The organism is Streptomyces sp. NPDC001220, assembly GCF_053597895.1.
On sequence record NZ_JBSFJE010000005.1, the window covers coordinates 246,816 to 268,704 of the forward strand.

22 protein-coding genes are annotated in these 21,889 nt (G+C 70.9%); 15 read left to right on the plus strand and 7 right to left on the minus strand.

Annotation, left to right across the window (positions count from 1 at the left end; translation table 11 throughout):
• Positions 1-172 precede the first annotated feature (172 nt).
• The 10 genes from infC to ACWDGI_RS14615 all read left to right on the plus strand — a co-directional run bounded on the left by infC (position 173) and on the right by ACWDGI_RS14615 (position 11,217).
• The gene (infC, locus tag ACWDGI_RS14570) at positions 173-835 is read left to right on the plus strand and encodes a translation initiation factor IF-3 (protein WP_450759303.1); all 663 of its coding nucleotides are present in this window, start codon (positions 173-175) and stop codon (positions 833-835) included.
• 134 nt (positions 836-969) lie between these two features.
• Positions 970-1,164: a 50S ribosomal protein L35 gene (gene rpmI, locus ACWDGI_RS14575; RefSeq protein ID WP_351320349.1), complete on the plus strand. Its 195-nt coding sequence runs from the start codon at positions 970-972 to the stop codon at positions 1,162-1,164.
• 99 nt (positions 1,165-1,263) lie between these two features.
• Entirely contained in the window at positions 1,264-1,647 is a 384-nt protein-coding gene (rplT, locus tag ACWDGI_RS14580) for a 50S ribosomal protein L20 (protein WP_018549117.1), read from the plus strand.
• A 179-nt stretch (positions 1,648-1,826) separates the two neighbouring features.
• Entirely contained in the window at positions 1,827-2,681 is an 855-nt protein-coding gene (locus ACWDGI_RS14585; protein WP_450758880.1) for a TrmH family RNA methyltransferase, read from the plus strand.
• 53 nt (positions 2,682-2,734) lie between these two features.
• Positions 2,735-3,880 carry an ATP-binding protein gene (locus ACWDGI_RS14590; protein WP_450758882.1) on the plus strand — a complete coding sequence of 382 codons (1,146 nt, stop codon included), beginning with the start codon at positions 2,735-2,737 and terminating at the stop codon, positions 3,878-3,880.
• Between the two features lie 125 nt (positions 3,881-4,005).
• Positions 4,006-5,127: a phenylalanine--tRNA ligase subunit alpha gene (pheS, locus tag ACWDGI_RS14595; protein WP_450758884.1), complete on the plus strand. Its 1,122-nt coding sequence runs from the start codon at positions 4,006-4,008 to the stop codon at positions 5,125-5,127.
• Positions 5,127-7,640 (plus strand): phenylalanine--tRNA ligase subunit beta, encoded by a 2,514-nt coding sequence (pheT, locus tag ACWDGI_RS14600; RefSeq protein ID WP_450758886.1) that lies wholly within the window; start codon positions 5,127-5,129, stop codon positions 7,638-7,640. The genes pheS and pheT overlap by 1 nt, the downstream gene beginning before the upstream one ends.
• Before the next feature lie 293 nt (positions 7,641-7,933).
• Complete coding sequence (locus ACWDGI_RS14605) at positions 7,934-9,040, plus strand: PP2C family protein-serine/threonine phosphatase (RefSeq protein ID WP_450758888.1); 1,107 nt, start codon at positions 7,934-7,936, stop codon at positions 9,038-9,040.
• 211 nt (positions 9,041-9,251) lie between these two features.
• A complete protein-coding gene (locus tag ACWDGI_RS14610) occupies positions 9,252-10,592 on the plus strand; it encodes a transcriptional regulator (RefSeq protein ID WP_450758890.1) in 1,341 nt (446 codons plus the stop codon).
• Positions 10,593-10,680: 88 nt separating this feature from the next.
• Positions 10,681-11,217, plus strand: coding sequence for an NUDIX hydrolase (locus ACWDGI_RS14615; protein ID WP_450758892.1), 537 nt, complete (start codon positions 10,681-10,683; stop codon positions 11,215-11,217).
• Here ACWDGI_RS14615 and ACWDGI_RS14620 read toward each other — a convergent pair.
• Positions 11,214-11,471 (minus strand): hypothetical protein, encoded by a 258-nt coding sequence (locus tag ACWDGI_RS14620; protein WP_351700458.1) that lies wholly within the window; start codon positions 11,469-11,471, stop codon positions 11,214-11,216. The two genes, ACWDGI_RS14615 and ACWDGI_RS14620, sit on opposite strands and share 4 nt — an antisense overlap.
• Positions 11,472-11,680: 209 nt before the next feature.
• Positions 11,681-12,541, minus strand: a complete 861-nt coding sequence (locus ACWDGI_RS14625; RefSeq protein ID WP_450758894.1) for a 3-hydroxybutyryl-CoA dehydrogenase — start codon at positions 12,539-12,541, stop codon at positions 11,681-11,683.
• A 171-nt stretch (positions 12,542-12,712) separates the two neighbouring features.
• Here ACWDGI_RS14625 and ACWDGI_RS14630 point away from each other — a divergent pair, with 171 nt between their 5' ends.
• Complete coding sequence (locus ACWDGI_RS14630) at positions 12,713-13,939, plus strand: glycoside hydrolase family 10 protein (protein WP_450758896.1); 1,227 nt, start codon at positions 12,713-12,715, stop codon at positions 13,937-13,939.
• 32 nt (positions 13,940-13,971) lie between these two features.
• Here ACWDGI_RS14630 and ACWDGI_RS14635 read toward each other — a convergent pair whose 3' ends face one another.
• Entirely contained in the window at positions 13,972-14,172 is a 201-nt protein-coding gene (locus tag ACWDGI_RS14635) for a DUF1918 domain-containing protein (protein ID WP_384992251.1), read from the minus strand.
• Positions 14,173-14,185: 13 nt separating this feature from the next.
• On the minus strand, positions 14,186-15,112 hold the full coding sequence (locus tag ACWDGI_RS14640; protein WP_450758898.1) for a DMT family transporter: 927 nt from the start codon (positions 15,110-15,112) through the stop codon (positions 14,186-14,188).
• Here ACWDGI_RS14640 and ACWDGI_RS14645 point away from each other — a divergent pair.
• From ACWDGI_RS14645 to ACWDGI_RS14655, 3 genes are all read left to right on the plus strand, one after another.
• Positions 15,111-16,556, plus strand: coding sequence for an aminotransferase-like domain-containing protein (locus ACWDGI_RS14645; protein ID WP_450758900.1), 1,446 nt, complete (start codon positions 15,111-15,113; stop codon positions 16,554-16,556). The genes ACWDGI_RS14640 and ACWDGI_RS14645 overlap by 2 nt on opposite strands.
• Before the next feature lie 71 nt (positions 16,557-16,627).
• Positions 16,628-17,074 (plus strand): GNAT family N-acetyltransferase, encoded by a 447-nt coding sequence (locus tag ACWDGI_RS14650; RefSeq protein ID WP_450758902.1) that lies wholly within the window; start codon positions 16,628-16,630, stop codon positions 17,072-17,074.
• A 116-nt stretch (positions 17,075-17,190) separates the two neighbouring features.
• The gene (locus ACWDGI_RS14655; RefSeq protein WP_450758904.1) at positions 17,191-17,784 is read left to right on the plus strand and encodes a histidine phosphatase family protein; all 594 of its coding nucleotides are present in this window, start codon (positions 17,191-17,193) and stop codon (positions 17,782-17,784) included.
• Positions 17,785-18,057: 273 nt separating this feature from the next.
• Here the strand turns inward: ACWDGI_RS14655 and ACWDGI_RS14660 are convergent, their stop codons facing one another.
• Complete coding sequence (locus ACWDGI_RS14660; RefSeq protein ID WP_450759305.1) at positions 18,058-18,501, minus strand: DUF6314 family protein; 444 nt, start codon at positions 18,499-18,501, stop codon at positions 18,058-18,060.
• Positions 18,502-18,527: 26 nt separating this feature from the next.
• The gene (locus ACWDGI_RS14665; protein ID WP_450758906.1) at positions 18,528-18,764 is read right to left on the minus strand and encodes a hypothetical protein; all 237 of its coding nucleotides are present in this window, start codon (positions 18,762-18,764) and stop codon (positions 18,528-18,530) included.
• Positions 18,765-18,951: 187 nt separating this feature from the next.
• Between ACWDGI_RS14665 and ACWDGI_RS14670 the strand changes: the two genes are divergently transcribed.
• Positions 18,952-21,438, plus strand: a complete 2,487-nt coding sequence (locus ACWDGI_RS14670) for an alpha-L-arabinofuranosidase C-terminal domain-containing protein (RefSeq protein WP_450758908.1) — start codon at positions 18,952-18,954, stop codon at positions 21,436-21,438.
• Here ACWDGI_RS14670 and ACWDGI_RS14675 read toward each other — a convergent pair.
• A complete protein-coding gene (locus ACWDGI_RS14675; RefSeq protein WP_450758910.1) occupies positions 21,425-21,877 on the minus strand; it encodes a carboxymuconolactone decarboxylase family protein in 453 nt (150 codons plus the stop codon). The genes ACWDGI_RS14670 and ACWDGI_RS14675 overlap by 14 nt on opposite strands.
• Positions 21,878-21,889 lie beyond the last annotated feature (12 nt).

Here is a 21,889-nt window from a genome sequence, read left to right on the forward strand (position 1 = left end):
TTCCGTCCGATAGTGCGCCCCGCGATCCCCGCGGCGGTGCTCCGGTAGTTCGAGGAGCCCTGCCTGTGATCGTCCGGGGCATTTTTTGTGCTTCGGTGCGGTTAGGTCTTACGAAAAGAGACGTTACGCGGCTGTCCGCCAGACCGTCGCGTGGTGCTACCGAGGAGGATCCATCAGCACCGAGCCCCGCATCAACGACCGGATTCGCGTTCCCGAGGTGCGACTTGTCGGTCCCAGTGGCGAGCAGGTGGGCATCGTCCCCCTGGCCAAGGCACTGGAGCTTGCGCAGGAGTACGACCTCGACCTGGTCGAGGTGGCGGCGAGCGCACGCCCGCCGGTCTGCAAGCTCATGGACTACGGCAAGTTCAAGTACGAGTCGGCCATGAAGGCCCGTGAGGCGCGCAAGAACCAGGCGCACACGGTCATCAAGGAAATGAAGCTCCGGCCGAAGATCGACCCGCACGACTATGACACCAAGAAGGGTCACGTCGTACGGTTCCTCAAGCAGGGCGACAAGGTCAAGATCACGATCATGTTCCGTGGTCGCGAGCAGTCCCGGCCCGAACTGGGCTACCGGCTGCTGCAGCGTCTCGCGGAGGACGTCCAGGACCTCGGTTTCGTCGAGTCGAACCCGAAGCAGGACGGCCGGAACATGATCATGGTTCTCGGTCCGCACAAGAAGAAGACCGAGGCGATGGCCGAGGCCCGGCAGGCGCAGGAAGCCCGCAAGGCCGAAGCCAAGGCCAACCCCGGCAAGTCGCAGAACGCCGCCGAGCTGGAGGCCGACGCCGAGGTCGAGGCCGAGGCGCCCGCCGAGGAGCCTGCCGAGGCGTGATCCCGGGGCAACCGCCCCAGGTCAGCACCCAGGGGCGCAAGCCTCAGGATGTAACCGATACAAGAGCGACGTTCCACCGTGCCCGGTTTCGCGACCGGGCACCGGAGCGCCATCGACGAGGAGATAACGGCGCTATGCCGAAGAACAAGACGCACAGCGGTGCCAGCAAGCGCTTCAAGGTCACCGGCTCCGGCAAGGTCCTGCGTGAGCGCGCCGGCAAGCGCCACCTGCTCGAGCACAAGTCGTCCCGCGTGACGCGTCGCCTCACCGGCACCGCCGAGATGGCCCCGGGCGACACCGCGAAGATCAAGAAGCTTCTCGGCAAGTGACGCACGGGCGCCGGCCGGCGCCCTGAAGTCAAGATCCGGGACCCAGTCGTTTCCGGGCCGCGTGAGTCCAACCGCGGCCCCGCTACAAGGAGTTAACAAGTGGCACGCGTCAAGCGGGCAGTCAACGCCCACAAGAAGCGCCGGGCGATCCTCGAGGCGGCCTCCGGCTACCGCGGTCAGCGTTCGCGCCTGTACCGCAAGGCCAAGGAGCAGGTCACCCACTCGCTGGTCTACAACTACAACGACCGCAAGAAGCGCAAGGGCGACTTCCGTCAGCTGTGGATCCAGCGCATCAACGCCGCTGCCCGCGCCAACGGCATCACGTACAACCGCTTCATCCAGGGTCTGAAGGCCGCGAACGTCGAGGTCGACCGCAAGATCCTGGCCGAGCTGGCGGTCAACGACGCCGGCGCGTTCGCCGCGCTCGTCGAGGTCGCGCAGAAGGCGCTGCCGGCGGACGTCAACGCGCCGAAGGCCGCGTGACGCTGACGCTGGCCTTGGCCGACGTGACTGAGGGACCCGCAGGCTGAATGGCTTGCGGGTCCTGTTGTTGCCGTCGCGAGTTCTTTGTTCGGCTGCGGGCCGGTGGGGGCTTGTCGCGCAGTTCCCCGCGCCCCTTACGAGGGCGCCTTTCGCCGCGTTTCTCGGAAAGTGATCCAGACATGCCCAGCCCCGAGCTGATCTCTCCCCGTTCCGTGCGTGTTGCCGCTGCTCGGCGGCTTGGCAAGCGGAACTTCCGGGGGAAGGACCGGCTGTTCCTCGCCGAGGGGCCGCAGGCCGTCCGGGAGGCGGCCGGGCATCGGGTCGACGGGGCGGCGACCCTCGTCGAGCTGTTCGCGACCGTCGAGGCCGCGGAGCGGTACGCCGACATCGTCGGGGCGGCCCGAGACGTCGGCGCCCGGATCCACCTCGCCTCCGAAGAGGTCATCGCCGACATCTCCACCACCGTCACCCCGCAGGGACTGGTCGGTGTCTGCCGCTTCCTGGACACCCCGTTCGAGGACGTCCTCGCCGCCCGCCCGAAGCTCGTCGCCGTCCTCGCCAACGTCCGCGACCCCGGCAACGCCGGGACCGTGCTGCGGTGCGCCGACGCGGCCGGGGCCGAAGCGGTCGTACTGACCGACGCGTCCGTGGACCTGTACAACCCGAAGGCCGTGCGCGCCTCCGTCGGGTCGCACTTCCATCTGCCGGTCGCCGTCGGGGTGCCCGTCGAGCAGGCCGTCGCCGGGCTGAAGGGCGTCGGTGTGCGCATCCTCGCCGCCGACGGCGCCGGAACGGACGACCTCGACGACGAGCTGGACAAGGGCACCATGGGCGGGCCCACGGCCTGGGTGTTCGGGAACGAGGCCTGGGGGCTCCCCGAGGAGACCCGCGCGCTGGCCGACGCCGTCGTGCGCGTTCCGATCCACGGGAAGGCCGAAAGCCTGAACCTCGCCACCGCCGCCGCCGTATGTCTCTACGCAACGGCCCGTGCACAGCGTGCCTCCGGAGGGTGCCGTTCCGTCACCGAGAGCTAGTAGGGTGACCAGCTCGGGGGCCTGCTGCGCCGTCTGAGAGGTGGAGTACGGGGATGAGTGTCGGCACCAGCAACGCGCCGGGCGGCCGTGGTACCGGACGTGTGCCCGCACCCCGGCAGGGCGACCTCACCGGGCTCGGCATCGACCCCGACGAACTGCCCGACGGCCTGGTGGTCGCCGACGAGCACGGCATCGTCGTCTGCTTCAACGCCGCCGCCGCCCGGATCACCGCCACCGCCCCCGCGGACGCCCTCGGGCAGCGGCTGGAGAAGGCCCTGCCCTTAGAGGACCTGGAGGGCAGGCGCTGGTGGCAGCTCACCGATCCCTACGGCGGCCTCGCCATCCGGGTCGGCCAGCCGGAGCGGAACCTCCTGCTGCCCGGCGGCCGGGAGGTGCTGGTGTCCGCCACGTACGTACGCGCCGAGCCGACCGGTCCGGTCCGCCGGGTCGTCGTGTCGCTGCGGGACACCGAGGCCCGCCGCCGCACCGAACGCAGCCACGCCGAGCTGATCGCCACCGTCGCCCATGAGCTGCGCTCCCCGCTGACCTCCGTCAAGGGGTTCACCGCCACCCTGCTCGCCAAATGGGAGCGTTTCACCGACGACCAGAAACGGCTGATGCTGGAGACGGTCGACGCGGACGCCGACCGGGTCACCCGGCTCATCGCCGAACTGCTGGACATCTCCAGGATCGACAGCGGACGCCTTGAGCTGCGCCGGCAGCCCGTCGACATAGGCGCCGCCGTCGGACGGCACATCCAGGCGTACGTCACCGCCGGTCAGCCCGCCGACCGCTTCCTGCTCCGCATCGAGCAGCCGCTGCCCGACCTGTGGGCCGATCCCGACAAGGTCGACCAGGTCCTCAGCAACCTCATCGAAAATGCCGTGCGGCACGGCGAGGGAACCGTCACCATTGACGTCACGCCGTCGGCTTCCCCCCGCGAAGGGGAAGACCTCGACAACACGGCCACGTCGGTCACCGTGAGCGACGAGGGGCCAGGCATCCCGGAGGAGTCCATGAACCGCGTCTTCACCCGCTTCTGGCGGGGCAGCAAGCGCGGTGGCACCGGCCTCGGGCTGTACATCGTCAAGGGCATCGTCGAGGCCCACGGCGGCACCATCACCGTCGGACGCGCCGCGAGCGGCGGCGCCGAGTTCCGATTTACGTTGCCCGTGAGCGCGCCGGCGTATCTCGCCTGACGGCCCACGGGCTCTTCGTATACCTCCACCCCGTTAGACTCGGCCTTTGGCACCTTTGTGTCCTTCTCACGGCCCACCAACGGTCTCGGGGACCATCCGCCAGCCAATCGGAAGCACGGGAAGAGATGTCGGCACCCAATAAGTCGTACGACCCTGTCGAGGTCGAGGCGTTGAAACCGGACGAGATCGAGCGCATGCGGGACGAGGCGCTCGCCGCCTTCGCCGCCGCGGACTCCCTCGACGCGCTCCAGGAGGCGAAGGTCGCCCACACCGGCGGCACGTCCCCGCTGGCCCTCGCCAACCGCGAGATCGGCGCCCTGCCCCCGCATGCCAAGGCCGCCGCCGGGAAGCTGGTCGGTCAGGCCCGTGGCGCCGTGAACAAGGCCCTCGCGGGCCGCCAGGAGGAACTGGAGGCCGAGCGTGACGCCCGGGTGCTGGTCGAGGAGGCGGTGGACGTCACACTGCCCTACGACCGTGTCCCGGCCGGCGCCCGCCACCCGCTGACCACCCTGTCCGACCGCATCGAGGACATCTTCGTGGCCATGGGCTACGAGGTCGCCGAGGGCCCACAGGTCGAGGCGGAGTGGTTCAACTTCGACGCCCTCAACATCGGCCCGGACCACCCGGCCCGCGGCGAGGCGGACACCTTCTTCGTACAGGGCCCCGAGGGCGGCACCGAGTCCGGCGTGGTGCTGCGCACCCACACCTCCCCGGTCCAGATCCGCTCGCTGCTCGACCGCGAGCTGCCGGTCTACGTGATCTGCCCGGGACGCGTCTACCGCACCGACGAGCTGGACGCCACCCACACCCCGGTCTTCCACCAGGTGGAGCTGCTCGCCGTCGACGAGGGCCTGACCATGTCCGACCTCAAGGGCACCCTGGACCACATGGTCCAGTCGCTGTTCGGCGAGGGCATGAAGACCCGGCTGCGGCCGAACTTCTTCCCCTTCACCGAGCCCAGCGCCGAGATGGACATGCTGTGCTACGTCTGCAAGGGCGAGTCCGTCGGCAACCCCGACCGGCCCTGCCGTACCTGCTCCTCCGAGGGCTGGATCGAGCTGGGCGGCTGCGGCATGGTCAACCCGCGGGTGCTCACGGCCTGCGGTGTCGACCCGGAGAAGTACAGCGGCTTCGCCTTCGGGTTCGGCATCGAGCGGATGCTGATGTTCCGCCACAACGTCGAGGACATGCGAGACATGGTCGAGGGTGACGTCCGGTTCACCCGGCCGTTCGGGATGGAGATCTGATGCGGGTCCCGCTTTCCTGGCTGCGGGAGTACGTCGACCTGCCGGCCACCGAGACCGGCCGTGACGTGCAGGCCAAGCTGATTTCGGGCGGTCTCGAGGTCGAGACCGTCGAGCAGCTCGGCGACGGCCTCAAGGGCCCCCTGGTCGTCGGCCGGGTGCTCACCATCGAGGAGCTGGAGGGCTTCAAGAAGCCGATCCGCTTCTGCACCGTCGACGTCGGCACGGCCAACGGCACGGGTGAGCCCCAGGAGATCGTCTGCGGCGCCCGCAACTTCGCCGTCGGCGACAAGGTCGTCGTCGTCCTGCCGGGGGCCGTGCTCCCCGGCGGCTTCTCGATCGCCGCGCGCAAGACGTACGGCAAGACCTCCCACGGCATGATCTGCTCCAGCGACGAGCTGGGGATGGGCTCCGACGGCACCCACGGCATCATCGTGCTGCCGCCGGAGACCGAGGTCGGCAAGGACGCCATCGAGCTGCTCGAACTGGTCGACGAGGTCCTGGACATCGCCGTCACCGCCAACCGCGGCGACTGCCTGTCGCTCCGCGGTGTGGCCCGCGAGACCGCCATCGCCTACGGCCTGCCGCTGCGCGACCCGGCGCTGATCGACGTGCCGGGACCGAACGCCTTCGGCTACCCGGTCCAGGTCGCCGACCCGCTCGGCTGCGACCGCTTCACCGCGCGCACCGTCACCGGGCTGAGCCCCGAGGCCCGCTCCCCGATCTGGCTGCAGCGCCGGCTCCAGAAGGTCGGCATGCGCCCGATCTCGCTCGCCGTCGACGTCACCAACTACGTGATGATGGAGCTCGGCCAGCCGCTGCACGCCTATGACCGCTCCCTGGTCCAGGGCACCATCGGGGTCCGCCGCGCGGCCGAGGGCGAGAAGATCGTCACCCTCGACGGCGTCGAGCGGAAGCTGCACGCCGAGGACCTGGTGATCACCGACGACCGCGGTCCGATCGGCCTCGCGGGTGTCATGGGCGGCGCCAACACCGAGATCGCCGACCACGAGGACACCGAGAACGCCACCTCCGACGTGGTGATCGAGGCGGCCCACTTCGACGCCGTCGCCATCGCGCGTACGGCCCGCCGTCACAAGCTGTCCTCCGAGGCCTCCCGCCGCTTCGAGCGCGGGGTCGACCCGCAGGCCGCGGCCGCCGCCGCGCAGCGCACGGTCGACCTGCTGGTGCTGCTCGCCGGCGGCACCGCCGAGGCCGGCGTCACCGAGGTCATCGCGCCCTCCGCGCCGCACACCATCACCGTCGCGGCGAACCACCCGGACAAGGTCGCGGGTGTCGAGTACGGCCGGGAGACCGTCGTCCGCCGTCTCCAGGAGGTGGGCTGCGACGTCTACGGGCAGGACGAGCTGATCGTCTCCGTGCCGTCCTGGCGGCCCGACCTCCTCGAACAGAACGACCTGGCCGAAGAGGTCATCCGCCTGGAGGGCTACGAGAACCTGCCCTCCACGCTGCCCAGGCCGCGGTCCGGCCGGGGCCTGACCCACCGTCAGCGACTGCACCGCCGGGTCGGCCGCGCGCTGGCCGGCGCCGGCTATGTCGAGGCGCTGAACTACCCGTTCGTCAGCGAGCAGGTCTTCGACCAGCTGGGTCTGGCCGCCGACGACCCGGCCCGCCGCGTCGTCCGGCTCACCAACCCGCTCAACGACGAGGAGCCCGCGCTGCGCACCTCGCTGCTGCCGGGGCTGCTCGGCGCGCTGCGGCGCAACGACGGGCGGGGCGTCCACGACCTGGCGCTGTTCGAGACCGGCCTGGTCTTCCTCCCGCGTGAGGAGCAGGGCGTCGCCGGTCATCTGCCGGTCGACCGCCGCCCGACCGACGAGGAGATCGCCGCGCTGGACGCCGTGCTGCCGGAGCAGCCCCGGCATGTGGCCGCCGTCCTCGCGGGCGCCCGCGAGCAGGCCGGCTGGTGGGGCGACGGCCGTCCGGCCGACTGGGCCGACGCGGTCGAGGCGGCCCGTGCGGTGGCCCGGGAGACCGGCACCGAGCTGATCGTGCGCTCCGGCCAGTACGGGCCGTGGCACCCCGGCCGGTGCGCCGAGCTGCTGGTCGTCGCCGACGGCACCGAGCGGGTCGTGGGCCACGCCGGTGAGCTGCACCCGCGGGTGGTCAAGACGTTGGGGCTGCCCGCGCGCACCTGCGCGATGGAGCTGGACCTGGACGCGCTGGAGCAGGCCGGCGACGGCACGCCGCAGGCGCCGAGCATCTCGACCTTCCCGGTGGCCACGCAGGACGTCGCCCTCGTGGTGGACAAGCCGGTACCGGCCGTCGAGGTCGAGGCCGCGCTGCGCGACGGCGCCGGTGAACTGCTCGAAGGCATCCGGCTGTTCGACGTGTATGTCAACGACGAGCAGCTCGGTGACGGGAAGAAGTCGCTGGCGTACGCGCTGCGGTTCCGGGCCGCTGACCGGACGCTGACCGTGGACGAGGCGTCGGCCGCGCGGGACGCGGCGGTCGCCCTGGCCGGGGAGCGTACCGGAGCGGTGCTGCGCGGCTAGGCGCCGTGGGGACTGCGCGTTTCGGCCGGGTGCGGGTTCCGTCGTGGCTGGTCGCGCAGTTCCTCCCCCAGCCTTCGGCCGGGGGTACCCCCAGCGCCCCTGAAGGGGCGCGTCCATGAGGGCGTTCACACGTCCTGCTACCTGCATAAATGCGGGTGTCCTGTGGATGGTCACTCATTTGGGTGAGATCCAACCCGGACATGGCCCTGTCGGGGCATGCCGTCGACAGAATCGGACCGGCCTTTCGGGGTCGGTCCGTCTGTTCTGTCAGGGCCTACTTGGGGGCCATCGGCATGATCCGCATCAAGGCTGGGGTTCCCCACAGAAGGCGGCCCCGGACCAGCTCTCGGCCCTCGCGCTGCGCGCTCACCATGGGGTTGCCCACGGTGTGGGGCGCCGTCGCGGTCTCGTACAAGTTCGGATGCCCGCTGGCCGAGCAGAACGGGCTCGGCGCGCGCATCGTCACCAGCGCCGTGTTCTTCGCGGTCGGCACCGGGCTGATACTCCATGTCCGGCGGGCCCTGCTCCGGGAGCTACGGCAGGTCCGCAAGGTGGCCGGCGCCGCGCAGAGCGTGCTGCTGCGGCCGCTGCCGCCCCGTCTCGCCGGGCTGAACGTCGCCGCCGCCCAGCTCTCCGCCGACCGGGGCGCGGCCATCGGCGGTGACCTCTACGAGGCGGTCGCCACCGAGCACGGCGTACGGGTCGTGATGGGCGACGTACGCGGGCACGGACTGGCCGCCATCGGCACCGTCGCCGCCGTCCTCGGCAGCTTCCGCGAGGCCGCCCACGACGAACCCGAACTCGGCCGGGTCCTCGGCCGGCTGGACCGCGCCCTGGCCAGACACCTACGAGAACGAGCCAGGGCGGAACACCCCGCCGGCGGCCAGGACCCGGACAACCCGGTCGCCGAGGAGTTCGTCACCGTACTTCTTCTGGAGATCACGGGAGACGGCGAGCTTCGGGCGATCAACTGTGGCCATCCATGGCCGTATCTGCTGAGCGGGCAACGGGTCACGCCGGTGTCCCGAGCCGAACCGCTGCCACCTCTCGGCCCGTTCCCCCTCCCGACGGATCTGGCCACCACCGACTGCGGCCACCTGCGCCCCGACGATTCCCTGGTCCTCTACACGGACGGCGCGGAGGACGCGAGAGACACGAAAGGCCGCTTCTTCTCCCTGCCGCAGGCCCTGACAGAGGCGGTACGAGACCGCCCGGTCTCCCCGCAGGCCATCCTCCGCACTGTCTTCACCGCTCTGCTCCACCACACCAACGGCCGCCCGACGGACGACATCGCACTCCTTGTGCTGAACAACGGACGCGCACAGCAACGCACCTGTCTGGGGGCGCGGGGAACTGCGCGAGCAACCACGACGCACCCGCAGCCGACGACGCACGGCTAGCCCCCGACGTCGGCCGAGCCGACGGCCAGGCCACCGCACTGTACGAGGGGGGAGCCGGCGGCCCGGCCGGCCTCTTGCGAGGCAGTTCAGTCAACCGGCCCGACACACTCCGCAACAGCGCGCGTACGCTGCGGATTCGCGCACTCCGTTCACACCCCGTGTGAACACCCACGCACTACGCTGACGGCACCAGGCCACTCGGGGGGCATCCATGCAGCCCAACTCTCTGCTCGACGCGATCCTGGACGAGGCGGGGATCTCGCACGCCGGGCTCGCCGCCCACGTCAACCAGGCGGGCCGGGCCCGCGGACTCTCGCTCCGTTACGAACACACCGCCGTGGCCCGCTGGTTGAAGGGCCAGCGGCCGCGCGGCCAGGTGCCCGACCTGATCTGCGAGGTGCTCGCCGCCCGGCTGCACCGCACGGTCACCCTCGACGACATCGGCCTCGGGGTGCCCGGCGAGCCCAGCGTCCCGCACACCACCTCGCTCTCCGGGTTCGTCGAACGGGCCACCGCGCTGTGGCGGTCCGACGAACAGCAGCGCCCGCACATACTCGGCGCCCCCGCCGTCACCGGCACACCCGCCGTGATGCCGGTGTGGGAGTGGGAGAACCCCCCTGAGGACGTGGACGTCTCGCGCGGCGGCCGGCACCGGGTCACCCCGGCCGATCTGGAGATGCTGCGGGCCGCCCGCGCCCACTACGAGCAGATGTACCGCAAGGCCGGCGGCATGGCGACCCGCACCCGGGTCGTCGGCTTCCTCAACGCCGAGGCGGCTCCGCTGCTGCGCGGCAGCTACACGGACGCGACGGGGCGTCAACTGCACCGGGCGACCGGTGGGTTGGTCGCCATCGTGGGGATCTGCGCCTACGACTCCGATGCGCACGGCCTCGCGCAGCGCTACTTCCATCAGGCCCTGCGTCTTGCGAAGGCGAGCGGCGACCGGGGGCTCGGTGCTTATGTCATCGCGCTCCTCGTCAACCAGGCGCTGTTCATGCGGGAGTTCCGGCAGGCCGTCGCGTTCGCGGAGGCCGCCCTGCGCGCCGCCGGCAAGCACATCACCCCGGCGCTCGCCTCCGACCTCTATGCGATGCAGTCCAAGGCGTACGCCCACCTCGGCGACGGTACGAGCGCGCTGTCCTGCATCCGGCGGGCGGAGGCGGCCGCCGAACGCATCCGGCGGGGCTATGAACCCGACGAGACCGGCTATGTCCAACCCGGTCTGGTCAACGTGCAGGTGGCCGAGGCGCTGCTCAGTCTCGGCGAGCTCGCCGCCGCCCGGGAGCACGCCGCGGCCGCCGTCGACAACCCGGCCCACGACCGGGGGCGGGTGCACCGGCTGGCCATGCTCAGCACCATCGAACTGCGCCAGGGAAACGCGGACAACGCGGTGGCCACGGCCGTGCAGATGGCCGAACAGGCCCGCGGAATGGAGTCCCAGCGACTGCGCGACAGACTCCGCGCGGTGCGCGAGCACCTGGTGCGCAGCGGTTCGGCCGGTACCGCCGAGGCCGCGGAACTCATCGACAGCGCACTGCGCGTACCGCTGTAGACCACACCCCCGTCGAGCGAGGCGCACTGTAGGCCTGAGGAGTCCCTGCTGCGATATTGCCACTTACTCGGCGGAAGGTGGCAGAACCGTGCAGTGGACGAAACTGAACGAACAAACTGTGTATGAAAACCGCTGGTTCAGCGTCAATCTCGCAGATGTCGAGCTGCCGGACGGCCGGCACCTCGACCACTTCCTGATACGGCTGCGGCCCGTGGCCGTGGCCACGGTGGTCAACGAGGCGGGTGAGGTCCTGCTCCTGTGGCGCCACCGTTTCATCACCGACAGCTGGGGGTGGGAACTCCCGGCCGGGGTGGTCGAGGACGGCGAGGACATCGCCGTCGCGGCCGCCAGGGAGCTGGAGGAGGAGACCGGCTGGCGGCCGGGAACCCTGCACCACCTCATGACCGTGGAGCCGTCCAACGGCCTCACCGACGCCCGGCACCACATCTACTGGTCCGACGAGGGCGAGTACCTCGGACACCCCGTGGACGACTTCGAGTCGGACCGCCGGGAGTGGGTCCCGCTCAAGCTCGTCCCGGACATGATCGCCCGCGGGGAGGTCCCGGCCGCCAACATGGCGGCCGCGTTACTCCTGCTGCATCACATGCGCCTCACCGGCGACTAGTGGGCCAGTGCCTGCCAGACGGTGACGACGAGGGCGCCCAGCGCGGTGAGCGCGGCGATCGAGGGCAGGGGCCAGCGGGCGTTCTCCAGCAGGGCGAGGCGGGTGTTCAGGTCGTCCAGCTCCTTGGCCGTCTCCTTGGTGCGGTGACTGAGCAGGTTCAGCCCGCCCTCGACCCGGGCGTAGGCCACATCGAGGCGGCGACGTAACTCTGCGAGTTCTCCTTGGACCACGGGATGCTCTGGTTCGGTGGCCACGGGTCCACTCCTTTGCGTAGTCGAAGATGTCGTTCCGCATCCCTTTGCATGCGCATGAAGAGTGAACTCGCCTGGTGAGCGCGTGGGGAGAGTGTGCGCAGGGCATATGCGTGCCCGGAGTGCACACGGTGTGTGAAAGACGCGGGCCCGGCACCGATGCCGGTGCCGGGCCCGTGGAGCATCGCTCCCTGTAGTCAGCGGGGGTGTGTTCAGCCGTACGTGTAGAAGCCCGAGTTGGTCTTCCGGCCCAGCCGGCCCGCCTCGACCATGCGCTGGAGCAGCGGGGGAGCGGCGTACAGCGGCTCCTTGTACTCGGCGTACATGCTGTTGGCGATGGAGACGATGGTGTCCAGGCCGATCAGGTCGGACAGCTTCAGCGGACCCATCGGGTGGGCGCAGCCCATCTCCATGCCGTTGTCGATGTCCTCGCGGCTCGCGATGCCGGACTCGAACATCCGGATGGACGAGAGCAGGTACGGCACCAGCAGCGCGTTGACCACGAAGCCGGAGCGGTCCTGGGCGCGGATCGCGTGCTTGCCGAGCACCTTCTCGGCGAAGACCTGGGCGCGGCTGATGGTGCCCTCGGAGGTGGTGAGCGCCGGGATCAGCTCGACCAGCTTCTGCACCGGGGCCGGGTTGAAGAAGTGGATGCCGATCACATGGTCGGGGCGGGAGGTCGAGACCGCCAGCTTCACCAGCGGGATCGAGGAGGTGTTGGAGGCCAGGATCGCGTCCGGGCGGCTCACCACCTGGTCGAGCACCTGGAAGATCTCCGTCTTCACCTGCTCGTTCTCGACGACGGCCTCGATCACCAGGTCGCGGTCGGCGAACTCGCCGAGGTCCGTGGTGAAGCTCAGCCGGGCCAGCGTGGCGTCCCGCTCCTCCTCGCTGATCTTGCCGCGCTCGGCGGCCTTGGCCAGGGAGTTGAACAGCCGGGTACGGCCGATCTCCAGTGCCTCGCCGGTGGTCTCGGCGACCTTCACGTCCAGGCCGGAGCGGGCGCACACCTCGGCGATGCCCGCTCCCATCTGGCCGCAGCCCACGACTCCGACCTTCTCGATGTCGGTCACATCGTCCCCTTCGCTGATCTACGGGCGGGCGGCAGCACCTCCGGATCCGGTGCCTGCTCCGTTCGTGCACGTTACCCGTAAGTATCGATGATCGATCGTGCGGGTGCGGGCATCCTGTGGCGCGGAGGCGATCCGTGACCGCGCGGATCCGGAGAGTTAGAGGGTCTCACGATGGCACAGGTGTCTCGCAGGGCGTTCGCGGTGGCGGCGCTGTCGACGCTGACCCTGGCGGCACCGGGGGTGACGGCCACGGCCCGGCCCCGGCGCGCGGCCACCGAGATGCGGGGCATGTGGCTGGCGACCGTCTCCAACCGTGACTGGCCCTCGCGGACCGGGCTGTCGGCCTCCGCTCAGCGCAAGGAACTGACCACTCTCCTCGACAAGGCGGTCGACTACCGGCTCAACACGGTGATGTTCCAGGTGCGGCCCACCGCCGACGCGTTCTGGCCCTCGTCCCACGAGCCCTGGTCCCAGTACCTCACCGGCACCCAGGGCAAGAACCCCGGCTGGGACCCGCTCGGGGTGGCCGTCCAGGAGGCGCACGCCCGGGGCCTGCACCTGCACGCCTGGTTCAACCCCTACCGGATCGCCAACAACACCGACCCGGGCAGGCTGGTCGCCTCGCACCCCGCCCGCAAGCACCCGGACTGGGTGGTGGCGTACGGCGGCAAGCTCTACTACAACCCGGGCATCCCGGCCGTGCGCGCCTTCGTACAGGAGGCGATCCTGGACGCGGTCGCCAAGTACCCCGTGGACGCCGTCCACTTCGACGACTACTTCTACCCGTACCCGGTGGCCGGCCAGACCTTCGACGACGACGACGCCTACGACACCCACGGCGCCGACTTCTCCTCCCGGGCGGCCTGGCGCCGGGACAACATCGACAAGCTGGTGACCGAGACCGCCGCCGGGATCAGGAAGCTCCGGCCCGGCACCCGGTTCGGGATCAGCCCGTTCGCGGTGTGGCGCAACGCCACCACCGACTCCCGGGGCTCGGACACCGAGGCGGGCGTGGAGACGTACGACGACCTGTACGCGGACACCCGGAAGTGGGTGCAGAAGAACTGGATCGACTACATCGTCCCGCAGGTGTACTGGCAGATCGGCAACACGGCCGCCGACTACACCAAGGTCGTCGACTGGTGGGCGGGGGTGGCCAAGGGGTCCGGCACCCGGCTCTACATCGGTGAGGCGCTGTACCGGGCCGGAGCCAAAGGCGAGCCCTCGGCCTGGCAGAACCCGGCCGAGCTGTCCAAGCACCTGACCCTGGCCGCCCAGTACCCGCAGGTCGGCGGGCACGTGTACTTCGCGGCCCAGGACGTGGCCGCCGATCCGGTCGGGGCGCTGTCACGGGTGGTCGCCGACCATTACCGGCAGCCGGCACTCCCGCCGAGCTGACCGGCACGCGGCCGGCGACCCCTCGCCGCGGCCTACAGTTGCGGATGGGTCTCCTGGTGCCTGACCTGGCAGTCGGGACCGGGGGACATGATGGCCTCGTGGCCGTCCTCGAAGCGGACCCGGTAGGGCGGATTGCCCTCGGGACCCAGTACCTGGACGACTTCCGAGACCTGGTCGTGCTGGCCGACCACCCTGCCGTGCTGGACAAGCTGGTCGCCCTCGGATGCACGCATCTCCAGGGCCTCCTCACGATCGCGATCGTTGGGTGACGGCGATGCACACGAGCACGGCGGCGGCCGTGAGTGGAGCGGCCGCGGTGAGGTGCTCGCCCAGCAGCAGCACCGACCACACCAGTGTGAGCAGCGGCTGGGCCAACTGCAACTGGCTGGCCTTCGGAATGCCGACCGCCGCCATGCCCCGGTACCAGACCACCAGACCCAGGAACTGCGAGCCCACCGCCACCCACAGCACACCGGCCACACCGTGGATGTTCCAGATGACCGGCTCGTACGACAGCGCGAGCACGGCGGCCGGCACGGTCAGCGGCAGGCAGCCCACCAGCGCCCAGCCGATGACCTGCCAGCCCGGCATGACCCGGGCCAGCCGGCCGCCCTCGGTGTAGCCGGCCGCGCACACCACCAGCGCCGCGAACAGATAACCGTCGGCGGTGGTGAGCGCCCCGCCGCTCTGGGCGACGGTGAAGGCCAGCACGGCCGCGGCACCCGCCAGGGCCGCCGCCCAGAAGGTGCGGGAGGGGCGGATGCCCGTGCGCAGGGCCGAGAAGAGGGCGGTGGTCAGCGGGAGCAGGCCCACCACGACGGCCGCGTGCGAGGTGGTGGAGGTCTCCAGGGCGAGCGTCGTCAGCATCGGGAAGCCGAGCACGACGCCGGCCGCGACGACCGCCAGCCCCGCCCAGTGCCGGCGCTCGGGCAGTCGTACCCGAAGGAACAGCAGGCAGCCGCCAGCCAGGGCCGCCGCGAGGACGCTGCGCACCGCCACCAGCGCCCAGGGCCCGAAACCCTCCAGGCCCCAGGCGGTGGCCGGGAAGGTGAGGGAGAAGGCGACGACACCGAGCGCGGCCTGCAGGGTGCCGGCCCGGTGGGAGGCGGGGGCGGCCGGGGGAGTGCCGACCGCTATCGAAGTCGGCTCGATAGCGCTACTCTGTACTCTCATGCAAGAGCGTAGCAGTGTCCTTGAGCTGGCGGAACAGCTGCGGCGAGACCTCGACCGCTACTCTCCGGGAGGAAAGCTCCCGTCGAGCCGGGCGCTCGTCGAGCGGTTCCGGGTGAGCCCGGTGACGGTCTCCCGGGCGCTGGCCCAGCTGGTCGCGGAGGGGCTGGTCGTCACCCGGCCCGGCGCCGGCGCCTTCAAGGCCAGGCCGCGTGCCACGGCCGAGCCCATCGGGGACACCTCCTGGCAGGAGGTGGCGCTCAGCGCCGACGGCGCCCTCGACGTCGTCCCGCGCACGGTCGACGCGTCCGGGGTCACGGTCTGTCTCGCCGTCCCGCCGCCCGGTGTGCTGGAACTCAGCGGCGGCTACCTGCACGCCTCCCTGGAACCCGAACGTGCGATGGCGGCGGCCCTGGCGAGGGCCGGCCGGCGGCCCGGCGCCTGGGGGCGGCCGCCCCTGGACGGGCTGCCGGAGCTGCGCGAATGGTTCGCGAGGGACATCGGCGGCGCGGTGACCGCCGCCGAGGTGCTGATCGCGAACGGCGGCCAGTCCGCCCTCGCCACCGCCCTGCGCGCGCTCGCGCCGCCCGGCGCCCCGGTCCTCGTCGAGTCCCCCACCTACCCCGGAATGCTCGCCATCGCCCGCGCCGCCGGACTGCGGCCGGTCCCGGTCCCGGTCGACCCCGACGGGGTGCGCCCCGCCCTCCTCGCCGACGCGTTCCGCGCCACGGGCGCACGGGTCTTCGTCTGCCAGCCCCTCTTCCAGAACCCGACCGGCGCCGTCCTCGCGCCCGACCGCCGCGCGGAGGTGGTGCGCATCGCGCGCGAGGCCGGCGCGTTCGTGATCGAGGACGACTACGTACGACGGCTGGTCCACGCCGACGCGGGCCCGCTGCCCCGCCCGCTCGCCGCCGACGACCCCGACGGAGTCGTGGTCCACGTCGGCTCACTGACCAAGGCCACCTCGCCGAGTTTCCGGGTGGCCGCACTCGCCGCCCGCGGACCGGTCCTCGAACGCCTGCGTGCCATCCAGATCGTCGACACCTTCTTCGTCCCCCGCCCCCTCCAGGAGGCAGCCCTCGAACTCGTCGGCGCCCCCGCCTGGCCACGCCACCTGCGCGCCCTGTCGGCCGCGTTGAAGACCCGCCGGGACACCCTCACCGGCGCCCTCTCCCACCACCTGCCCGAACTGGCCCTCCCGCACATCCCCTCCGGCGGCTACCACCTCTGGCTCCGCCTCCCCGAGGGCGTCGACGACGCGACCCTGACCGCCGCCGCCCTGCGCGCGGGCGTCGCCGTCACCCCCGGCCGCCCCTACTTCAGCGCCGAACCCCCGGCCGCGCACATCCGCCTGAGCTTCGCGGCGGTCGCCGGGACGGGGGAGCTCCTGGAGGGCGTACGACGACTGCGGACGGCCTGCGACGAGGTGCTGCGGCCCGGACCCTGAAAGCCCGACCCCGAGATCCAGGATCTGAAACCCGATCGACGCCGGTGCGGCCGACCGGCGAGGATCCCCCCATGAACGACGCACCCAGCCTCCCCGAGGGCTACGAGTTCTCCGCCGAAACCGACCGGCTGGACGTCGAACGCGTCCACCACTGGCTGTCCACCGACGCCTACTGGGCGACCGGCCGCCCGCTGGAGCAGCACCGGCGGGCGATGGCGGGCTCCCTCAACTTCGGGATGTACGACACGGTCACCGGGGCGCAGGTGGCCTACGCGCGCGTGGTGACCGACCAGGCGCTGTTCGCCTGGCTCGCCGATGTGTACGTCGACCCGTCGGTGCGCGGCAAGGGTGTCGGCACGGCGATGGTCGGGGCGATCCGCGAGCACCTGCGGCCGTACGGGATCCGGCGGGTACTGCTCGCCACGCACGACGCCCACGGGGTCTACGAGAAGCTCGGATTTGCCCCGCTCGAACACCCGGACCAGTGGATGGCGCTCTACTACGAAGCGGCGAAGTGACATTCCGGTTGACTTGTCGGACACCTCCTGACCATTGGGTAACGTTTCCCCCACCTCGCGCAATTCACGTATCAAGAGCCCTTGACCTGCGCACTTGAGCGTCACACCATCGCCGCATGTCACTTCGGGTCACGTTCGTCGCGGCCGCGCGCAGCTCACCGTTGCTCGCGGAGCGCTTCGAGGACGCCCGCCCCCTGGACCAGGCGGGCTGGGACGAGGTGCAGCGCGTCGCCGCCGACCTGCTACCGCTCGCGGCGGCCGAGCTGCGCTACTGTTCGCCGACTCCGCGCAGCCGCGCGACCGGCGAGGGTCTGGGGTACGCTCCGCTGGTCCAGCTCGCCCTGCGCGACTGCGACATGGGCCGCTGGCGCGGACTGACGCTGGGCGAGGCGATGGCCAGGGAACCGGACCAGGTGGACGCCTGGCTCTCGGACCCGCGCGCCACCCCGCACGGCGGCGAGTCGCTGCTGTCGTTCATCTCCCGGGTCGGCGGCTGGCTCGACACCCGCCCGGTGGACGACGGCGGCCGGATCGTCGCCGTCGCCGAGCCGTCGGTGATCCGCGCCGCGCTCGTCTACGCCCTCAAGGCGCCGCCGTCGACCTACTGGAACATCGACGTGCGCCCGCTGTCCACGACCACGGTCACGGGCCGCGGAGGCCGCTGGAACCTGCGGTTCGACGTGTCACCGGCTCAGGCCACACGCACCTGAGCGCTCCGCCGCAACCGCCGGACCACGCGGCCGGTCGTGCGTCGCGCTGTGGTGGCCGGTCGTGCGTCGCGCTGTGGTGGCCGGTCGTGCGTCGCGCTGTGGTGGCCGGTCGTGCGTCGCGCTGTGGTGGCCGGTCGTGCGTCGTGCCGTGGTGGCCGGTCGTGCGTCGCGCTGTGGTGGCCGGCCGTGAGCCATGCCGTGCCCATGTGACGATGGGCCGGTGCCGGTGCCGGTGCCGGTGCCCGTGCCCGTGTCGGATCCGCTTGTCCGGTCTCAGGCCCGGCGTACGTAGTCGGTGGTCAGGAGCAGGTCCTTCGCCGGGCCGCCGACCCGCCAGACCGTGCGCCAGTGGTCGGCGTCCCGGACGGTGAACTCGCCCCGGTAGAGGTCGGCCGCGCACGGGTGGTCGGCGACATACCGCCCCGAGGCCAGGTCCAGCTCGTGGAAGGGCCGCCCGTCGGCGAACCGCACGTCCGCCGTCCCGGGCCGCGACCCCGGCAGGAACCGCAGCGTGCGCTCGGCCGGCCGCGCCACCCCCTGCCAGGTGAACGTCCCCGACTCCTCGTGCAGCAGCCCGCCCCCCTCCAGCGCCCGGAACACGGTGGCCCCCTCGAACCACCCTTCGTCCCCGCTCGTCAGGTCCCGCACGGTCCGCTCGACACGCCACCGCCCGGCCAGATGCGCGAGCACATCCGCCACCGGCCAGAAATCATCCACGGTCATGTCTTCGGTCATGCCTTCGGTCATGGCTTCTTCGGGCGCGGGGAACCGGTCGGCGCCTTGCGCTCGGCCTGCTGCCGGATCTCGTAGTGCGAGGCGTGGCCGGTCGCCCGGAACGCCTCCTCGTACGCGGCCAGCGCCCCGCCCAGCCCGCCCCCCGCCGTGCCCCGGCGCCGGATGTACCGCGCGAGAGCGGTGAAAGCCGTGAGGACGACGGCCAGTCCGGCGATCACGAACAGGTACGGCAGCAGCGTCTGCATGCCCCGACCATACGCCCGCCGTGTCACCCGGCCCGGGGCCGGCCGGCGTCCGCCCCATTGACGCGCTCATGCCCCGTACCTATCTTTCCGTTCGAAGTGCTGACAGCTGCCCGATATTTCGAACCTGATTGACCTCGGTTGCGCCTGGCCCCTCCAGGCCAACCCCTCCACGAGCCGCGGAGTATCCATGTCACGCACCAACCGCACCCGGCTGAGACTCGGCCTCGGAGCAAGCGCTTTCCTGCTCGCGGCGGGCCTGATCCCGGCCCCCGCCCACGCCGAGGACGTCACCGACTACGCGATCACCGTCGACCCCGCGGCCCAGGGCGCCAGGATCGACAAGACGATGTACGGCGTCTTCTTCGAGGACATCAACCGCGCCGCCGACGGCGGCCTCTACGCTGAACTCGTCCAGAACCGGTCCTTCGAGTACACGGCCGACGACAACACGTCGTACACCCCGCTCACCGCCTGGACGGTCACCGGCACCGCCCGGGTCGTCGACGACTCCGGCCGTCTCGACGACCGCAACCGCGACTACCTCTCCCTGTCCGCCGGTTCTGCCGTCACCAACTCCGGCTACAACACCGGCATCCGGGTCGAGGACGGCAAGAAGTACGACTTCTCGGTCTGGGCCCGCGCGGCGGGCCGCACGACCCTCACCGTCGGCCTGTCGGACGCCGGCGGCACACTCGCCACCGCCCGCCGGGTGGCCGTGCGGAAGAACGGCTGGGCCCGGTACAGGGCGACCTTCACCGCGACCCGTACCAGCTCCGCCGGCCGCCTCACCGTGGCCACCCCGGACGCGGCCGCGCTCGACATGGTCTCCCTCTTCCCGCGCGACACCTACCGGCACGAGCCCAACGGCCTGCGCAGGGACCTCGCGGAGAAGATCGCCGCCCTGCACCCGGGCTTCGTCCGCTTCCCCGGCGGCTGCCTGGTCAACACCGGCTCGATGCAGGACTACAGCGCGGCCTCCGGCTACCAGCGCAAGCGGTCGTACCAGTGGAAGGACACCGTCGGCCCGGTCGAGACGCGCGCCACGAACGCGAACTTCTGGGGCTACAACCAGTCGTACGGCCTCGGCTACTACGAGTACTTCCGCTTCGCCGAGGACATCGGCGCCATGCCGCTGCCCGTCGTCCCCGCCCTGGTGACCGGCTGCGGCCAGAACAAGGCCGTCGACGACGACGCGCTGCTGAAGCGGCACATCCAGGACACCCTCGACCTCGTCGAGTTCGCCAACGGCCCGGTGACCAGCGAGTGGGGCCGGAAGCGGGCCGAGATGGGCCACCCCAGGCCCTTCCACCTCACCCACATCGAAGTCGGCAACGAGGAGAACCTCCCCACCGAGTTCTTCGCCCGCTTCACGCGGTTCCGGGCCGCCATCCAGGCCGCGTACCCGTACATGCAGGTCATCTCCAACGCCGGCCCGGACGACTCCGGCACCACCTTCGACACGGCGTGGCAGCTCAACAAGGACGCCAAGGTCGACATGGTCGACGAGCACTACTACAACAGCCCGCAGTGGTTCCTGCAGAACAACGACCGCTACGACTCCTACGACAGGAGCGGACCCAAGGTGTTCCTGGGCGAGTACGCCTCGGGCGGCAACGCATTCAAGAACGGACTCGCCGAAGCCGCCTACATGACCGGCCTCGAACGCAACGCGGACGTCGTCAGGCTCGCCTCCTACGCGCCGCTGTTCGCCAACGAGGACTACGTCCAGTGGAGCCCGGACATGGTGTGGTTCAACAACCACGCCTCCTGGGACTCGGCGAACTACGAGGTCCAGAAGCTCTTCATGAACAACGTCGGCGACCGGGTCGTCCCCTCCACGGCCACCGGCACCCCCTCCCTGCTCGCCCCGATCAGCGGAGCCGTCGGCCTGTCGACCTGGAACACCAGCGCCGCCTACGACGACGTCAAGGTGACCGACGCCGACGGGAACACCCTGCTCAGCGACGACTTCTCCGGTGACGCCTCCCGGTGGACCCACTCCGGCACCGGCAGCTGGAGCGTCGAGGACGGGCAGTACGTGGAGAGCTCGGACACGGCCGAGAACACCATGGTCTCGGCCGGCGACCCCTCCTGGCACGACTACGACCTGCACGTGAAGGCCACCAAGAAGTCCGGCAAGGAGGGCTTCCTCGTCGCCTTCGGCGTCAAGGACACCGGCACCTACTACTGGTGGAACATCGGCGGCTGGAACAACACCCAGACCGCGGTCGAGCAGGCCGTGGACGGCGGCAAGTCGACACTGGTCGCCAAGCCGGGGTCGGTGCAGACCGGCCGGACCTACGACGTCGACATCAAGGTGCGGGGGAGGCGGGTCACCCTCTCCCTCGACGGGCAGGAGTGGGGCGGCTTCACCGACGACAAGCCTGCCGAGCCGTTCCGGCAGGTCGTCACCAGGGACGAGAAGACCGGCGACCTGATCGTCAAGGTCGTCAACGCCCAGTCCGCGGCGGCCCGTACGGCCGTCGACCTCGGAGGTGCCGAGGTGTCGAGGAAGGCGAAGGTGATCACGCTCGCGGCGGCGCCGGACGCGGTGAACACCGAGACGTCCACCGCGGTCGCCCCGGTCACGTCCACCTTCACCGGAGTCGCCGACCGGTTCACGTACACCTTCCCGGCGAACTCCGTCACCTTCCTGCGGATCAGGCAGAGGTAGCCCCCTGCGCGGGCTGCTGCCCGACCGGCAGCAGCCCACGCTCGGCGAAGACCTTCTTGGCGACCAGGGTGGCGTTGAGCGCCTTGGGGAAGCCGCAGTACCCGGCGGAGTGCAGCAGCGCCTCGACGATCTCCTGGGGAGTGAGTCCCGCGTTCAGGGAGAAGTTGATGTGCACCTCCAGCTGGGGCTCGCAGCCGCCCAGCGCGGTGAGCATGCCCAGGGTCACCAACTGCCGGTCACGCGGCACCAGTTCGGGCCGGGAGTAGATCTCCCCGAAGCCCCAGGCGACGACCTGGTGGCCCAGCTCGGGGCTGATGTCGGCCAGCGACTCCAGGACCCGCTCCCGGAGCCCGCCGTCGACCTGGCTCATGACCTCCAGACCGCGGGCGAAACGCTCGTCACGGGTGGTGCTCTCGCTCGTGTCAGCTCGTGCGTCCATGGGGAGAACGCT

Coding starts and splice junctions, on each gene's coding strand:
- rpmI (WP_351320349.1), top strand. CDS start 970: ATGCCGAAGAACAAGACGCACAGCGGTGCCAGCAAGCGCTTCAAGGTC.
- ACWDGI_RS14585 (WP_450758880.1), top strand. CDS start 1,827: ATGCCCAGCCCCGAGCTGATCTCTCCCCGTTCCGTGCGTGTTGCCGCT.
- ACWDGI_RS14590 (WP_450758882.1), top strand. CDS start 2,735: ATGAGTGTCGGCACCAGCAACGCGCCGGGCGGCCGTGGTACCGGACGT.
- pheS (WP_450758884.1), top strand. CDS start 4,006: ATGTCGGCACCCAATAAGTCGTACGACCCTGTCGAGGTCGAGGCGTTG.
- pheT (WP_450758886.1), top strand. CDS start 5,127: ATGCGGGTCCCGCTTTCCTGGCTGCGGGAGTACGTCGACCTGCCGGCC.
- ACWDGI_RS14605 (WP_450758888.1), top strand. CDS start 7,934: ATGATCCGCATCAAGGCTGGGGTTCCCCACAGAAGGCGGCCCCGGACC.
- ACWDGI_RS14610 (WP_450758890.1), top strand. CDS start 9,252: ATGCAGCCCAACTCTCTGCTCGACGCGATCCTGGACGAGGCGGGGATC.
- ACWDGI_RS14630 (WP_450758896.1), top strand. CDS start 12,713: ATGGCACAGGTGTCTCGCAGGGCGTTCGCGGTGGCGGCGCTGTCGACG.
- ACWDGI_RS14635 (WP_384992251.1), bottom strand. CDS start 14,172: ATGCGTGCATCCGAGGGCGACCAGCTTGTCCAGCACGGCAGGGTGGTC.
- ACWDGI_RS14645 (WP_450758900.1), top strand. CDS start 15,111: ATGCAAGAGCGTAGCAGTGTCCTTGAGCTGGCGGAACAGCTGCGGCGA.
- ACWDGI_RS14640 (WP_450758898.1), bottom strand. CDS start 15,112: ATGAGAGTACAGAGTAGCGCTATCGAGCCGACTTCGATAGCGGTCGGC.
- ACWDGI_RS14650 (WP_450758902.1), top strand. CDS start 16,628: ATGAACGACGCACCCAGCCTCCCCGAGGGCTACGAGTTCTCCGCCGAA.
- ACWDGI_RS14655 (WP_450758904.1), top strand. CDS start 17,191: ATGTCACTTCGGGTCACGTTCGTCGCGGCCGCGCGCAGCTCACCGTTG.
- ACWDGI_RS14665 (WP_450758906.1), bottom strand. CDS start 18,764: ATGCAGACGCTGCTGCCGTACCTGTTCGTGATCGCCGGACTGGCCGTC.
- ACWDGI_RS14670 (WP_450758908.1), top strand. CDS start 18,952: ATGTCACGCACCAACCGCACCCGGCTGAGACTCGGCCTCGGAGCAAGC.
- ACWDGI_RS14675 (WP_450758910.1), bottom strand. CDS start 21,877: ATGGACGCACGAGCTGACACGAGCGAGAGCACCACCCGTGACGAGCGT.